This window comes from Paenactinomyces guangxiensis (assembly GCF_016055185.1).
In the GTDB taxonomy this organism is placed as follows: domain Bacteria; phylum Bacillota; class Bacilli; order Thermoactinomycetales; family Thermoactinomycetaceae; genus Paenactinomyces; species Paenactinomyces guangxiensis.
On sequence record NZ_JAECVR010000040.1, the window covers coordinates 1 to 16403 of the forward strand.

Below are 16403 nucleotides of genomic sequence, written 5' to 3' on the forward strand. Positions count from 1 at the left end.
TCCACCCCCTATGAATGATGGATATTCACTTTTCAAAGAACGAGTTTTAACTGGAAATGGATTGTTTTTGAGGATTTAAACTTACTATACGAGGAGGGTTTAAGGTATGGAAATGAAAGCGGCCGTAACAGCGGGAAAAGGAATGCCTTTTTCCATCGAGAGAGTGCAATTGGAAGATCCTAAGGAGGGGGAGGTATTGGTAAGGATTGTGGCATCAGGTACATGCCATACCGACATGATCGCCCGGGATCAGGAATACCCTGTTCCCCTGCCAGCAGTACTTGGTCATGAAGGAGCTGGAGTGGTGGAAAAAGTGGGGGATGGAGTTAAAAGCGTAGTTGAAGGGGATCATGTGGTCCTTTCTTTTGCTTATTGTGGAGGTTGCAAAAGTTGTCTTACAGGTCATCCATACGCCTGCGAGAATTTTTTTGAACTGAATTTTGTTGGGGATAGTTCCAACCGCCCTCAACGAATCCAGTGGAAGGGAGAATATGTTACCACTTTTTTTGGCCAATCCTCCTTTGGAACATATGCATTGACTGGCGAAAGGAATGTGGTGAAAGTGGACAAGGAAGTGGATCTAAGGCTCCTTGGTCCTTTAGGTTGCGGCATTCAGACCGGTGCCGGCTCTGTATTGAATACCTTGAGACCGCAGGTAGGCTCCAGTCTCGCCTGTTTTGGGTGCGGTGCAGTCGGATTGAGCGCAATGATGGCTGCCAAAGCGATCGGATGTACACCGCTTATTGCTATTGATATACACGATAATCGACTCCGGCTCGCTGAGGAGCTAGGAGCCACCCACACCATTAACGGCAAAGATCAAGACGCAGTGAAAACGATCCGGGAGATTACAGGCAAAGGGGTGGACTACTCGGTAGAGACAACCGGCGTGGCATTCGTTCTGAAACAAGCTGTCGAATCGCTTACTTTCATGGGCAAGGCGGCAGTCATTGGTGCTCCCCCAATAGGTACGACAGTTGAACTCGACATCAACGATGTTCTGGTTCAGGAGAAAACAATCACCGGAGTCGTGGAAGGGGACAGCGTCCCACAGATATTTATCCCACAATTAATTGCTCTCTATAAGCAAGGAAAATTTCCTTTCGACAAGTTGATTCGTTTCTACGAGTTAGAAGATATTAACGAAGCAATCAGGGACTCCGAAACTGGATTGACAATTAAACCGGTGATTCAAATGCCACACTAGGCAAAATGAAAATGATGGCTCCCATGGTGGCTATGCCATTTCAGGAAAATTTATATAAGATGCGGCATTTCCTGTTAAAGTAGCTCAAGAAACAAGGTATGGAAAAGATGCTAATTTAGTCTCCTTATTCTGGATATGCACGTTGCCAAACTCTTAAAGTGTATTTTAAAGCCCATTACCGACCATCTGTATCCTTGATAGTGAACCTCGATAAATATGAGTTGATTTAAAGCAGGTTGCCGTCCTAGTGAAAAAAAGACCGGAAAAAGCGTATTTGGGGCTGAGGTCCTTTGCTTTTCACCTGTGCCAGGGCCGCGCGGTAAAATTTATACCCTTTCATATGCGGACCGCAAGGGTTTAGATAACGTTTGCGGAATTCAAGGGAATTTACGTCCTCAATCAACTTTAGCCCCCGTGATTCCAGGTATGACGGCAGTTCTTCCGGAATCATCCCAAAAGTCCAGGGCTCCCCGATTCGTTGCAATAATCGGTAAATTCGACGTGTACGTTTATCTTCTCCCAGCTTATCAACCGTATGTTTATGAACATAGGTAAAAAGAATAAAGCTGCCAGGTGCTGTCGTGCTAATAAATCGCAGTGTCATGTCCACAGCTTGCTCCGTGAGATAGTTGGTTACACCTTCCCAAATGAAAAATGCAGGAAGTGTCAAATTAAATCCCGCATGAATCAATGTTTGCTCCAGCTTTTGGACATTTAAATCTGTTTCAACAAAGGCAACTTCCTCCGGCAAATTTCCTTGTATTCTCTTCAACTTCTTTCGTTTAACAAGAAGTGTACGGGGTTGGTCGACTTCAAAGACGCGGATACGAACCATTCCCGGAATGCGATAAGCCCGGCTATCAAACCCGGAGCCCAGAATAACCACTTGTTTAATTCCTTTTTCAAGAGCATTTGTCAAATGATCATCAATCAGGCGCGTTCGTGCTACTCCGGATGCCCTGGCACCAGGCCCCCACAAGTCCACCAAAGATGGGACCCCTTTCCCGAAAACAGGAATGCGGGATAAGTAAGCCGCCGCCCGTAACGGTGGGCTGAGAAATCTTGCAGCAAAAGGATCTTCAAATAATCGCCTTTCTTTCGGATAAGAATACTCCAGAGCCCGAAAAAAAGCTACAAATTCAGCGGTTTTGCTCGCGCGATTTTGTTTCTTCCGGTTAACATGATAAAAGGCCATGGGTACACCCCCGAAAATTGTTTCCTCCTCTGATGCGCTACATTGCCTAAAGCCATACTTTTATATTATTTGCTCCGGGTCATTAATTGATGGTCGTTTTTCTTCATAAACAATATGTTTTTTATTCATATGTGTTTTTTTCGTTCGTTATTATTGAATCTGATTTTTTATGAATCATGAGCAGGAAGAAAGCCAATATTGCTGGTAATATTTCAATTTCCTTTTTTATGTTTGGGTTGTTGGCATAACATAAAGGTCAACAGCTTTTTCGATAAAGATGAACAGGAAGACCGGAGAAAAAATAAAAAACGGAATCGCTCATCCGCGTTTCCGTCCGATCCTTTGGTGATATCTTGAATACAATATGAATTCATATTAAAATAAAGGGTGGTCGAGTTATTTATTATTAAATAGAAATCCCCATAATAATTATATCAAAAAGAGATGGGTTTGTCAAAGCTTTTGGCCATGAAAATTCTAAGGAGAGGAAGCGGGAATATGAGCACATCAGATCAAGACAGGCAGGAGGAACAAAAGCGAGTCGACTGGGTTGTCAGTAAAATTACTAAACGTATGGCCAGCCTTGAGCAACATGTCAGCGTGATGAAGTCAGATATTGTGAATATCCGGAAAAATTTCTGGGATGATGTAACAGTCAATCTGGATGATCCGGGTGAAGCGGCAGAAACATATGCAAGCATGAAGCAGCAGGCGGAAGTGCTGTCGGAAAGGGAACGCACTCATCGGCATGCCCGTAAGCAAATGGAGACGCTAAGGCGGCTCAAGCAATCTCCCTATTTCGGGCGAATTGATTTCAGGGAAGGAGGGGAGCAGGAAACCGAACGTATTTACCTTGGTATTGCTTCCTTCTTTGATGAGGATAAAGAATCTTTTCTCGTCTACGATTGGCGTGCACCAGTGTCCAGCTTATATTACGACTACCCGCCAGGACCTGCTCAATATGAGGCACCGGACGGGAAAGTCACCGGAATAATGGAATTGAAACGGCAGTTTATCATCCGTGGTGGCCAAATCCAAAGCATGTTTGACACCGGTGTCACCATCGGCGACGAACTGCTTCAAGAGGTACTTGGAAAACAGGCAGACTCGCAGATGAAGAGTATTGTCGCCACGATCCAGAAAGAGCAAAACCGCATTATCCGGAACGAACGCAGCCGGTTGCTTGTTGTGCAGGGGGCTGCGGGCAGCGGCAAAACGTCGGCAGCTCTGCAGCGTGTTGCCTATTTGCTATACAGGTATCGGGAAACACTGCGGGCGGAGAACATCGTGCTGTTTTCCCCAAACCCGATGTTCAACAGCTATATCTCTACCGTTCTGCCTGAACTTGGGGAGGAGAACATGCAACAGACAACCTTTCAGGATTATTTGGAGCATCAGCTTGGACAGACGTTTCAGCTTGAAGATCCGTTTACACAGATGGAGTATACACTCGCACCGGTGAACGATCCTGGATATGAGGCGCGGATCGAGGGGATCACATATAAAGCAGGCAACGATTTTATGCAATTGATTGAACGGTATGTGGTGCTTCTCGGCCGGGAAGGTATGATTTTCAGGGATGTAAAGTTTCGGGGCGAGACCATCATTTCCGCTGAACGTATAAAAGAGCATTTTTACGGTTTCGACTCCTCCTTACCGATTTCAAACCGGATCAGACTGCTTGCCGACTGGCTTTTGCAGGAATTGAAGGAATGTGAACTCGCGGAGCGGACGAAGCCGTGGGTGGATGAGGAAATTGAACTGCTTGATAATGAGACATACTTGCGGGTCTATCAGAAGCTACGGCGAAAAAAAGGTTACAGAGAGGATACGTTTGATGATTTTGAGCGGGAACAGAAGATGCTCGCCGCCATGGTTGTGAAAGAGAGTTTCAAACCGCTGCGCAAGTGTGTGAAGAAATTAGATTTCATCGATGTACCTGCCATCTATCGGCAATTGTTTGCCAGGCCGCAGCAGATCTTACGTTTTGCACCCGATGCCAGGCTCCCCCGGCATTGGGATGTGATCTGCAAGCAGACAGTGGAGCGGTTGGAGCGCTCCCAACTGGCATATGAAGATGCAACCCCTTACTTATATTTAAAGGAACGGATTGAAGGATTTCAAACCAATACTTCTGTCCGGCATGTATTTGTTGATGAAGCCCAGGACTATTCCCTGTTCCAGTTCGCTTATATCAAGCGGCTGTTTCCACGCAGTAAAATGACGGTGCTTGGTGACTTGAACCAGGCAATCCATCCCCATACTACCAGCACAGGATTCGCACCACTGTCCTCATTATACGGGGAAGATCAAACAGAAACATTTGTACTGACGCGCAGTTATCGCTCCACCAGACAGATTGTCGAATTCACGAGGAGGTTGATTGATGGCGGAGAAAAGATTGAACCGTTCAACCGTGAAGGAAGTAAACCAACATTGACACAAGTATCCAACGCCTGGGAACTCGCTGGCCGTCTCGCTGACCGAATCCGCTCATTGCAGTCCGCAGGGTACCGGACCATTGCGGTGATTTGCAAAACAGCCCGGGAAAGCCGGGAGGCGCATGAAATGTTGCAAGAACAGGTGCCGCTCACCCTGATTGGGAAAGAGACAGCTTCCTTTGAGGCCGGTACGCTTATCATCCCCTCATACCTCGCTAAAGGAGTTGAATTTGATGCAGTTATCATCTACAACAGTTCGCAGTATGAGAGAGAGAGTGAACGAAAACTGTTCTACACCGCCTGTACCCGGGCGATGCATGAGTTGCATATTTACTCGATCGGCAAGATGAATCCGTTTATTACTTCTGTCTCCCCGGACACCTATGTCAGGGAAAGCTGACGGCTCAAATAATGATTTGAACGATGAAAAAGCCCGCCGCGGTGTTCAGGCGGGTTTTTCAGTGTAACTATACGGCAGTCTTGTCGGCAAAGGTGTTTGATGGTATTTAAATCGATGAGTTGCAAGTTGAGCGGGAAAGAACGATTCGTTAGATTTTTATGATATGATAAAAAGTAATGGTGCCTTATGAACGGCTTACCACTGAAGAGGCAGACTATCTGTGAAGACGCGTTCCATGCCCAAGAAATTTGCCGGCATATAAACGGGTCTTTCTCAAATGAGATTTTAAGTGGCAACTGTTTCTCCCTTGCCACAGCCCTATTTAATTTACTTTACAAAGAAGATAACAGATATACTTATAGAGCCGTGGAAAGATACCTTTCGGGGGATCCCGAATAGAGCGAGTGTCATTTGCCTGATTGAATTTGGGGGTTTTCTTCGCTCACAATTTTAAAAACAAGTTAGTAAAGGAAGGATTCCAATGCCGATCAAGATTCCTGACCAATTACCTGCAACCAAAATTCTAAAGAACGAAAATATTTTTGTTATGGAGGAAAGCCGCGCTTTTCAACAGGATATTCGTCCCCTTAAAATTGTAATACTAAATTTAATGCCGACCAAGATTACAACAGAAACGCAACTTCTGCGGCTGCTTGGAAATTCACCCTTACAGGTTGAAATTGATCTGATTCATCCCAAAACGCACACACCCAAAAACACATCGAAAGAACATCTGGCAATGTTCTATAAAACATTTGATGAAATTAGGCATCAAAAATATGACGGAATGATTATTACAGGTGCTCCTGTTGAACACCTGGAGTTCGGCGAAGTCAATTACTGGGAAGAGTTAAAACGGATTATGGATTGGAAAATGAATCATGTTACCTCAACACTGCATATCTGTTGGGGTGCCCAGGCAGGGCTTTATTATCATTATGGTGTTCCTAAACATTCCATGGAGGGAAAAATGTTCGGGGTGTTTGCGCATGCCGTCTCGAAGAAAAACACAAGATTGCTCCGGGGTTTTGATGATTGCTTCTATGCGCCGCATTCCCGGTATACGGAAGTACTGCGGGAAGATATTGAAAAAGTTCAGGAACTGGAAATTTTATCCGAATCGGAAGAGGCCGGTATTTATATTGTAGCGAGCAAGGATGGCCGGCAAATTTTTGTTACGGGACATCCCGAGTATGATTCTGTAACGTTAAAGAAAGAGTATGTGCGTGATCTTGACAGAGGATTAAACATCGCTATGCCGAAAAATTATTTCCCAAATAATGACCCGGCCAAAATGCCGGTTCAAACGTGGCGGGCTCATGCGTACTTAATGTTTTCCAACTGGCTGAACTATTATGTCTATCAGGAAACTCCTTATGATTTAAATGAGATTAAATAAACCCACTGGGTTTCCGTTGTACGAACGACGAAGGTGATCTGGATACTATTAAGAACAGGAGAAAGAAGAAATGTCAGTAAGGCATCACAGGTATTCTCGCGATTTAAAATCTAAAGAGCAAACAACCACAATAGATTCTAAATATATCCAGCAACACCTGGCAAATGAACGTACCTACCTCGCCTGGGTTCGGACAGCAATTACAATTATGGGTGTCGGTTATTTAGCCGCAAAACTTCACTTTTTTTCAACCATGGTGTCAAGCGATACAGGAAATTTACTTGCACAATTGATCGGCCTGGCTGCAATCATAGTTGGAGTTATCATTATTGTATATGCTACTGTTAATTATTCGGCTAAGCGAAGGGGGATTAATAGTCAAACATTTATTGCACCTTCTGCTTCTCTCATTTTTTTTACCGGTAGTGTTGTGACTTTGAGTTTTTTATTTTTGGCTTATCTTTTGGCTGTATAGACGGGCCGAAAAAACAGTGAATCTGTCGTACGAATTGTCTTGCATGCTAAATGGGTGTCGAGAGGATTGTTTGAACAAGCCCTGCCTTATATATAAAAGGCAGGGTGTTTTGTTGCATTGAGGGGATGAGATGGTTATGCTTGAGAAAGAGCAGTTAAGGTTCAATGCGGCTTAAAAAGATTGAAGATTTTTTCAAAAAAAGATTCACAAGGTGTAAAAATGTATATGTCAGTGAAAAAGAGGTTGAAAATGAATGATAACTTTTTTCATTTTAAATTGATTCCCGCTAATCATTTCATTTTTAGCTCACGTATACCTTCTGATTATATGGCGGGCTCATTTTTAATATCCTATTTGGTTGCCACGGTTATGGTGAAGGTGATGGAACACGGCGGAAAAATTTTACCTCAATTGCATGATCCCCAGCAAATTTATATGATTCACCCCATATTAAACTCCATTCGCCGGAATCGTGATGAACTCTATACAGAACCATGGATCGGCACCATACCCAACTCATTTAAAGCAGAAGTACCTGATTCATTTGAGCCGGAAAAATGTATCAGGGCGTTTAAGGAAACATGGTTCAAGATCACTGACTTTATATGGAAAAAAACCATTGAGGATCTGGCGCATTTTGGAAATAAGACAGATGAAATATGGAAAAGGCAAATGGAGAATTATTGGGAAATCAATTGGGTGCTTGGCTCCGAACATGAAGGCATGTTGAGGAGAAGCTTATGGAATACATATTTTCATGGCGAGGAAACAGGATGTAAATGTTCCGTCTTTGATCATTTACAGGAGTTATCCGGACATGAGGAAGCGGCAGATCAAAAAAAATTTTGGCGAGCCGTATTCAATCGGGTGGATGCTTGCTATGAGCCGGGACGGAAATTACAAGTCCTTGTAAACCCGGGAAATAAACTTAGTTCCATCGGACTGGTGAAAAGACTCCTCCCGCTATACTCTAAAGAGATCATGGGCTGGGATTTTGATATGATCGTAAATGAAGAGATGTCACCTTCTGTTTTATTGTTGATCGATGGTGACCGGGTGGGTGAGGTTATGTCATCAATGCCAAAGCTTAGTTATGTGCTGGCAAATTTCTTAAGAGCGATCCCTTGTGTGGTTTCAGATTACGGAGGCAGGGTAATCTACGCCGGAGGGGATGAATCCCTCATTCAGGCTCCGGTAAATGAAGGGATTAAATTGGCCAGAATCTTAAAAGATGAATATACCTGGTTATGCCGGAGGGAGCTGGGAATCCAACCTTCTTTGTCGGCCTCCATGTTATATATAAATGATCAAACAGAGCTGAGCCAATCTGTACATTTTCTAAAATGGACCCTCAAGTATATCGCAAAAGAGCAACTGGGAGGAAACAGTTTCATTGTAGGTTCCGGGTTGGAGAAAAAGCCGCGCATCTTAGATACATGTTTCTGGGATGAATCCTATTGGCTGAATGATGAAAAGATCCTAAAAAAACTTTTAAATTTGAAGCAGGGTTGATTATGTGCAGGATATTAAGCATTGAAATTTCTTTATCTGATATGATTTTTGAACCTCATTTCTTCTCCTTTGCCGACGATCCGATTTCAAATATATATATGCATGTAGAACGAACCCGCTTGGAGCTGATCAGTAGATGGAAAGGGGTTCGGACAAAAATCATCGGGCCTTGTTATTCTTATAACAACATTGATATATATCCTCTTCCCAGAATCTTATTTGGTGTAACTCAGGGGAATATCGACCGCAATTACTCATTATATAAAATCGGTCCGGGAAATCATGCAGAGAGTGACCTGGGTTCAAAAGTGCTGCCCGTCATCGCAAATGGGAGCATCCCCAGATTCCGCAATCATGGTGTGGTGTTGAGAGGATGGATTACAAAAAGAGGATTACAAGAATTAAGTGATTATCAATTGCCTGATCTAAAGGAAATTTTTTTTGCGGAAGATTTTTTTCCTCCTGTGATGAGTGGAAGAAAAGGCCAACCTTCATTTGGGGGGCTTAAAGTACTGTATTATGTAATTGCGAAAGAGTTATCTGTTAAAGAAATTTTAAAAGAATTAAAGAAGGAAAAAAAATATAAAGCACGTATTTGTAATAATATCAAGGGAAGGTTTGATTTTGGAGGAGGGGAAGGTTCTTTACAAAAGGGATTTTTTATTTCACTGATGACACCTATGTTAACGAACAATGTAAAGGACATCCTGTTAAACGGCCCGGCGGAACTGCCATTTGCCTGTATATCTGCCAGCACCTCTAAACCTTTAAAAGTTTTATTCGGGAATCAAGAAAGAAAAGTATTTTTGATCCCGGAGGGAAGTACCTGGTTTTACCAGTTCAGGGATGATGCAAAGATGATGGATATACTTCGTAAAATCAAGAGAAGAGGTGTTGGGCGACAGACATCATACGGCTATGGAAAATGTTTGATTGCTCCATCTTGAGGAGGTTAAAGCTTGAAACAAATCATTATCTCTACAGTTGGGGTCTCCATGTTAAGGCTAGTAAAAGATCGGGAAAAATTAAAACAGGTAACCGGAATCTCAGCAAAGAAAAAACAAGAGTTTGCAGAACCGCTGAATCACCTGATTCACGAACTGACTGAACATGCGCTTCAAAACAGTTCAAATCCCAAGCTTTTGGGAGCTGAACCCAATAGCCTGGATAAAATGAACGTAAAAAAAGGAGATCAATTATTCTTTTTAACCTCCTACACCTTAGAGGGAATACTTGTTGGCGAAGTATTAAGCAGAATATCAGTTCCTTTTTGGAATGTCAATGCTGAATATGAGTCAGTCATTGGGCTTCAAGTTCATGATGTAGATTATTTTTGCTATATTGGATTGCCTAATTTAGTGAAAAAAGTAAGTTCAATCCTGGAAAAGTATCCTTCGCACGAATATATGAGAGTATTTAATACAACTGGAGGCTTTAAAGCTGTATCCTTTTATATGACCATATTGGGGATGTTGGAAGGAGCTACGATTAAGTATTTGTTTGAGAGTTCAGATCAAATCATAGAGTTGCCGGCCACTCCCTTTTTTTTTAATATTGAATCCTTTTACCGCTTAGGCCCGGTAGCAGAAAAAATGCTTTATGGAGCGATTGATGAAGCGGAATTAATCTGGATCACAGGCCGGTCGCGTGAGCAATTAAAAGGCGAATTTAACGACATTTTGGTGTGGCAGCCCCATGGAAAAGTGACGTTGTCCGCGATTGCCAGATTAATATATATACGGTTGATGCAAAACAAGCAAGGAAGTTTTATCTTCAATTTTCCTAAAACTTAATCATAGGGGTTTCACTATGGAGATTAAAAAATTTACTGTTATCTCGGCATTAACCATCCTTGTTTGTCTCATTCTGATCTTTGGGGTTTATGTTCTTCCCATTACTCCAAAGTCTATTATCAAAACGGATAATGCGGATGACATTGCGAACCAAATCGCTTACATGAACTTTTTGCTGACTTTTTTGGCTACATTGGGAACGATCACCGGGTTGGCTTTTGCCTTGTATGGGTACTATCAGACTCAAAAAGTGCCGGAGCTGGTAAAAAAAGAAGTAGGAAAGCAAATAAAAGAAATCAGGGAAGAGATGACCGGAATGGTTAAAAGCAGTTTACAGGCGGTTGTCCAGCTGTCTGAACGGTCTGTACTGGGAAGGCATAACTATATTAATCCCCTGTCCCCCCTATATGATATTGAGGAAGCTGAAGCAACTTTTCCGGAGCTGTGGGGGTTAGATTATTTTAAAGCGATTGCCAAATGGTATGAATCGTACGATTTAAGATACAAGGACGAAGCGATCCAATTGATGAAAAAACACATTGAAAATAATCCTCATCACATTAAAGCATATATATATTTGCTGTTTTGGTACAAAATCGGCAGAAATCATGTGGAAGCCATTATGGTTTTAAACAGTTTGTTAAAGGTGAAGCCTGAACTATGCTATGAAGAAGGCTTATATAAAGATCTTGACTGGAACATCAGTCAGGAAATCGTGGAGGCAAGAAATAAAGTATTATTTGAAGCAGAAAAAAGATGTTTTGAAATGGAGAAAAAATTAGACCGATTTTTTGACTTTGATACGCCCACGCCTCTGGAGGAAAAATTGCAGAAATATAAGACCAATTTTGAAGAAAACATATTTAAACGTCAACATTTTTTCCCTGCTTATCATCGGAAAACCAGCTTACTCAGGTGATCAGCAAACAGACAAAGGATTCCATATGGGTGATTTTAATAAAATTGACGCATTCTCCCCCGTTTTCTCTTTTGACAATTTGGAGCGTTTTGTTATTAAATAAAAGTTGATCATATTGGAATGAACGAGAAATGGGGGAGTTTTTCTTGTTCCAAAATGATTCATCAGTTACCTCTGTGTATGACTATTTTTGCAAATAAATGTTTTTTTAAGGATCTGTATATTTGTCGACCGAGAGGTCTTATTTTATTTAGGAGGAGGAATGTTACTTGGGGACAATTGTTACCATTGTAACGGGATCAAACAAGCAGGATTGGATTGACTTTGAACTTCCGTCTGATATACCGGTTGCCCAAGTCACCCTTATGCTTGTCGAAGCAGTAAGAAATGAAGCCCCCGATATGGCAAAGGGAAAATATATATTGGAAGTAAAAACACAAACCGGTGACTGGAAAAAGTTAGACGAGACCCGTTCACTTGATCATTGTTCGGTTATGGACGGGGCTTATCTGCGGATCCAAAAGAAGCCGGAAGAAGATCCGCATGCGGCTATAGCAGATCAACTGGAACGAATGTCCTCAGGCAAAGAAAAAAGTAAAGAGTTACTAGAGGCCTGGCGGACAGATCATCTTACAAATAAAGGAGTTAAGTACCAGTGAAGATTTTGTTTCAAAGATCGCCAAGATTGAAGCAGGATTTACCACGGGCCGTGGTAGAAATCCACCAGCCTCCCCAAACACCTTCACCGCCTAATTTTTCTTTTGTTTATCTTATCGTTCCTATTGTGATGACAGCGGGTACCATCGGATTTTATGTGTACATGAACTCTTCAGGCAATACTTCTTCAAATCCGAATTTCTTTGCCTATCAGATGCTTTTTTCCTTGATGATGACACTCTCTTATATCATTCCTTTCTTTGTATACCTGTCTCAAAAAAGAAATTATAAGAAGCAGCTCAAAGAAAGAGAAGAGAAGTACAAAGCAAGTCTGCAAAAACATCGTGCTGAGTTGCAAAAGCTGCTCAAAACCCTGGCTACTTTATTGAGAGAATGGAATCCGATTCCCCGTCAATGTATGGCAAGGATTCAGGAGAGAGAAAGCTCTTTGTGGGAGCGTTCTCCTCATGACCCTGATTTTCTGGCCGTACGCCTGGGAAACGGTGAACTGCCTTCCTCTGTAAAGGTTGTAGCACCAAAACAGGAAGCTTATGAATCAGACCCTTTGATTGAGGAAGCGCAACAGCTTGCGCGGGAATTTGAAAGGGTACCGGATGTTCCTGTTTTAATTCCGTTAAACAAGGCTCACGTAGTTGGAGTGGTTGGAGATCGGGCATCCATTTTAACTTCCATGCGCAATCTTGTAATCCAATTGGTTACACACCATTCTCCGGACGAGGTGAAAATTGTTTCTTTTTATTCCCAAGAAGAAGCGGAACAGTGGGATTGGATTCGCTGGCTGCCACACGTATGGGATGATCAGCGCAAGATGAGGTTTCTCGCAACCCATCCGGGAGAAGCCCGGGAGCTGATCGATTATTTATACGAGATTCTGAAACGCCGGTATAATAAGCCGCAAGAAGCGAAAAGCGGCCCGGATCTTCCCTATTGGGTCATTATTGTTTCTGATCCCAGTCTCATAGAAAGTGAACTTAATTTATTGCTTAAAGAATCGGCCAAGGTTGGAGTACGTACCTTATTCTTAGCGGATTCAAGAGAAGCCCTTCCCATGCAGTGCCATGCTGTTTTGGAAGTCCATGAGAATGAAGGGACTCTGAAGGAAACCAATTATCTTCACAAAGAAGGTGAAGAAAAATGGGAGTATTCGTTTCGGCCGGACTATGTTTCCATTGATATGGCAGATAAATCCGCTCGTGCGCTTGCTCCCGTTCATTTGAAGGCAAATAAAGCCCGTGAAATCCCTCAGGTATTGACCCTGTTTGATTTACTGGAAGCACAGCGGTTAGAAGATCTTGACGTCAGGCGCCTTTGGGATCAGAATCGGTTTCCAAATACGTTACCCGTTGCTGTTGGAGTGAGTTCAACAGGTAAGAAGATGGAAATAAACATTCACGATAAGATTCAAAGGAAGGGACACGGGCCCCACGGGCTGATCGCAGGAACGACCGGGTCTGGTAAAAGTGAAGTGATCCAATCGCTGATTGCTTGTCTGGCCCTTAACTACCATCCTCATGATATTAACTTCCTGCTCATTGACTATAAAGGCGGGGGAATGTCGAACACATTTGAGCACTTGCCACACTTGGTCGGGTCGATCACCAACCTGGACGGAAACTTGATCGAGAGAGCAAAGGTTTCCTTAAAAGCTGAATTGATGAGACGGGAAAAAATCTTCAAAGAGGCAGGAAATATCCAGCATATTGATGAGTATTACAAATCGCCGCTAAGGAAGGAGAACCCTCTCCCGCATTTAGTGATTATTATTGACGAGTTTGCTGAGTTGAAAAAAGAACAGCCTGAATTTATGAATGAATTGATTTCAATTGCTGCAAAAGGAAGAACCTTAGGGGTTCACTTAATTTTGGCAACGCAAAAACCGAGCGGGGTTGTAGACGACAAAATATGGAGTAACTCCCGTTTTCGCATCTGTTTGCGCGTTCAGGAAGAAGCGGACAGCAAGGAAATGATAAAAATCCCTGATGCTGCCTGGATTACAACGCCGGGACGGGGATACTTCCAGGTGGGAAGTAACGAACTGCTGGAACTTGTTCAATTTGCCTGGAGTGGTGCCCCTTATCGGCCGGATGCTTCACAATCTCAAGAGGCAGTTGTCGTAAAGGAAGTAACTTTAACAGGTCAGCGTATAACCAGATCCGGTCAGGTATTGTCTCCCAAAAATACCGGAGAGGATCATAGCAAAAAACAATTACTTGTTTTAGTCGATTATCTGGCCCAACAAGCTGAAACTCTGGGGATTCAACAATTGGGAGGACCCTGGCTCCCTCCTTTGCCCAAACAGGTCTTTTTGGAAGAGCTGGTTCATCCCGACGAGAGGAGCTGGGATGGTCAAACCTGGCGTTCGACAAATACGTGGCTTGAACCTGTCATCGGTCTGGTTGATGATCCCGCGAATCAGAACCAGGAGCGGCTGAGCATTCCATTAGTTGAGGGTCATTTGCCTGTCTATGGGATGCCAGGAACGGGAAAAACGACGTTTGCACAAACGTTGCTCATGTCGCTGGCGCTGAACCATTCGCCGGAAGAGGTGCATATGTATGTGCTTGATTTCGGCCATATGTTTAGAGATTTTGCCGATCTTCCACACATGGGTTCAATCATCCGTGATGACGAGGCGGATCGGGTGAAACGTCTATTCCGTTTTCTGCTTCAGGAAATGATGCGGCGGCGCGACCAAATATCCCAGTCCGGAGCGAAAACTTTTTCCGCATATCGAAAGTCTTTGTCCGAACCCATCCCTGCAATTGTGGTTGTGATAGACGGCTACTTAACCTTTAGAAATACTTTTGAAGAAGAACATAAAGATTTAGAGCAACTGCTGCGTGTCGGAGGCAGTTTCGGTATTCACTTTGTTATTACGACAAACCAGATTACCGATATGTTTGATCGGGTACGAAACAATTTCTCACTCGGGGTTTCTTTTGAATTAGCTGACCCGGGCGATTACTACTTTGCGGTTGGCCGGGTAAAAGCACCGCTCGTCAATTTGCCGGAAGGACGCGGACTTGTAAAAGGGAATGTGCCTCCTCTGGAGTTTCAAACCGCTTTACCCTCTACGGGAATCGATGAGATTGAACGAACGAGAACACTGCGCCAGTTGATTCAAACTCTTTCCGATTCATGGCGGGGCAAACGTCCGAAAGTGATCGAGACTTTACCGGAAACGATTGAATTAGAAAAATTATTGTCACGGCATGCAAAAGATCCATATCAAGCCAATATCTCTTCATTGCGAGTTCCGGTGGCGCTCTCCATGGAGGATCTAACCCCTTACTACGTAAACTTAAAGGACGGTCCTTATTTTGTAGTCGGAAGTTCAATTGAAGGCGGAAAAACCTCATTTTTGCAAACATGGATCTTATCCCTTGCCTATTTCAATTCTCCGGCACAAATAGAAATATATGCTGTTGATTTCCGTCCCAGTGTCCGCGGGCTGTCGGCAATCACAGGAATCCCGCATATGAAAGGGTATGCATCAGATGAAACCGAGCTTGCCGAGCTGCTTCAAAAGGTAGAATCTGTATTGAACAACCGGACAAAATCAAAAGTTCCCCCTGGAATGGAGGAGATGGCCGAAAACGGTGAAAATGAGCCCGCTGTTTTCCTTGTTATCGATGATGCGGATTACTTCAGCAAACGATTGAATAATTATGACTTGCAAAACTCCCTGAACAATATTGTCAGCCAGGGCAGGAATAAAAACTTTTATATGGCGATCTCCGGTACACCTTCTAATTTCCCTTACAGCAGCAATGATTGGTTATCAGAAGTGAAGGGGATGGAAACAGGGTTTCTGTTTGCCAGTTTAGACCCCAGTGACTTGTCTTTCTTTAAGATCCCGACTTCAGAAGCCAGGTCCTATTCAACTGCGCCGATTCCAAAAACGCTGCGCCCCGGCGAAGGGTATTTTGCAAAACGCCGTTACGACAAAATTAAGGGTGCTTTGCCTTTTTCTCAGAATCTCTCACCAGCGCAGTGGGTGCGATTGCTAAATGAGCGTGGCTCTACCTTGAAAAGCTAGACGGTTACAATCATTTTCATCTGAAATAAATCTTGCCAGATGGATATTAAAATAAAAGATTGCAAATTCAACTTGTATTAGGTATAATTTCTAATATAAATAATTTTGGTAAATTTAGAAGGGGGTTTTAAGATGGCACGTATTCTTATTACGCCTGAAGAAGTGGAACAAGTAGCACAACAATTTAAAGTAAAACGTGAAGAAAGCAGCCAGATCATTAACGCTCTGAACCAACAAATCCAAGGGCTTGAAGGCCAATGGGATGGGATGACCAAGCAACGGTTCTTCCAGGATTTCCAGGAAGCCAGAAAAAACATGGAAAACTTCGTCCATTTGCTGGATAAC

General features: G+C 43.1%; 12 protein-coding genes. 11 read left to right on the forward strand and 1 reads right to left on the reverse strand.

Translation table 11 applies throughout. The annotated features are described in order from the left end of the window. Positions 1–106 precede the first annotated feature (106 nt). Positions 107–1207, forward strand: a complete 1101-nt coding sequence (locus I8U27_RS19770; protein WP_181754678.1) for an NAD(P)-dependent alcohol dehydrogenase — start codon at positions 107–109, stop codon at positions 1205–1207. Between the two features lie 244 nt (positions 1208–1451). On the opposite strand, the gene I8U27_RS19775 is transcribed toward I8U27_RS19770, so the two are convergent. Further along, positions 1452–2402, reverse strand: coding sequence for a class I SAM-dependent methyltransferase (locus I8U27_RS19775; protein WP_181754679.1), 951 nt, complete (start codon positions 2400–2402; stop codon positions 1452–1454). A 498-nt stretch (positions 2403–2900) separates the two neighbouring features. On the opposite strand from I8U27_RS19775, the gene helD reads away from it, so the two are divergent. From helD to I8U27_RS19825, 10 genes are all read left to right on the forward strand, one after another. Continuing rightward, positions 2901–5243 (forward strand): RNA polymerase recycling motor HelD, encoded by a 2343-nt coding sequence (helD, locus tag I8U27_RS19780; protein ID WP_181754680.1) that lies wholly within the window; start codon positions 2901–2903, stop codon positions 5241–5243. 481 nt (positions 5244–5724) lie between these two features. Next, positions 5725–6642 carry a homoserine O-acetyltransferase MetA gene (gene metA, locus I8U27_RS19785; protein WP_181754681.1) on the forward strand — a complete coding sequence of 306 codons (918 nt, stop codon included), beginning with the start codon at positions 5725–5727 and terminating at the stop codon, positions 6640–6642. A 70-nt stretch (positions 6643–6712) separates the two neighbouring features. Continuing rightward, the gene (locus I8U27_RS19790; protein ID WP_181754682.1) at positions 6713–7117 is read left to right on the forward strand and encodes a YidH family protein; all 405 of its coding nucleotides are present in this window, start codon (positions 6713–6715) and stop codon (positions 7115–7117) included. A 249-nt stretch (positions 7118–7366) separates the two neighbouring features. Continuing rightward, positions 7367–8629: a Cas10/Cmr2 second palm domain-containing protein gene (locus I8U27_RS19795; RefSeq protein WP_181754683.1), complete on the forward strand. Its 1263-nt coding sequence runs from the start codon at positions 7367–7369 to the stop codon at positions 8627–8629. A gap of 2 nt (positions 8630–8631) precedes the next feature. Then, complete coding sequence (locus tag I8U27_RS19800) at positions 8632–9576, forward strand: hypothetical protein (RefSeq protein WP_181754685.1); 945 nt, start codon at positions 8632–8634, stop codon at positions 9574–9576. 12 nt (positions 9577–9588) lie between these two features. Further along, complete coding sequence (locus tag I8U27_RS19805) at positions 9589–10422, forward strand: putative CRISPR-associated protein (protein ID WP_181754687.1); 834 nt, start codon at positions 9589–9591, stop codon at positions 10420–10422. A 16-nt stretch (positions 10423–10438) separates the two neighbouring features. Continuing rightward, positions 10439–11341: a tetratricopeptide repeat protein gene (locus tag I8U27_RS19810; RefSeq protein ID WP_181754690.1), complete on the forward strand. Its 903-nt coding sequence runs from the start codon at positions 10439–10441 to the stop codon at positions 11339–11341. A gap of 269 nt (positions 11342–11610) precedes the next feature. Then, entirely contained in the window at positions 11611–12000 is a 390-nt protein-coding gene (locus tag I8U27_RS19815; RefSeq protein ID WP_181754692.1) for an EsaB/YukD family protein, read from the forward strand. Next, positions 11997–16058, forward strand: a complete 4062-nt coding sequence (gene essC / locus I8U27_RS19820; protein ID WP_181754694.1) for a type VII secretion protein EssC — start codon at positions 11997–11999, stop codon at positions 16056–16058. Before I8U27_RS19815 ends, essC begins: the two co-directional genes overlap by 4 nt. Positions 16059–16190: 132 nt before the next feature. Beyond that, positions 16191–16403, forward strand: a 213-nt coding sequence (locus I8U27_RS19825) for a WXG100 family type VII secretion target (protein WP_198065919.1), incomplete at its 3' end; no start/stop codon positions are given.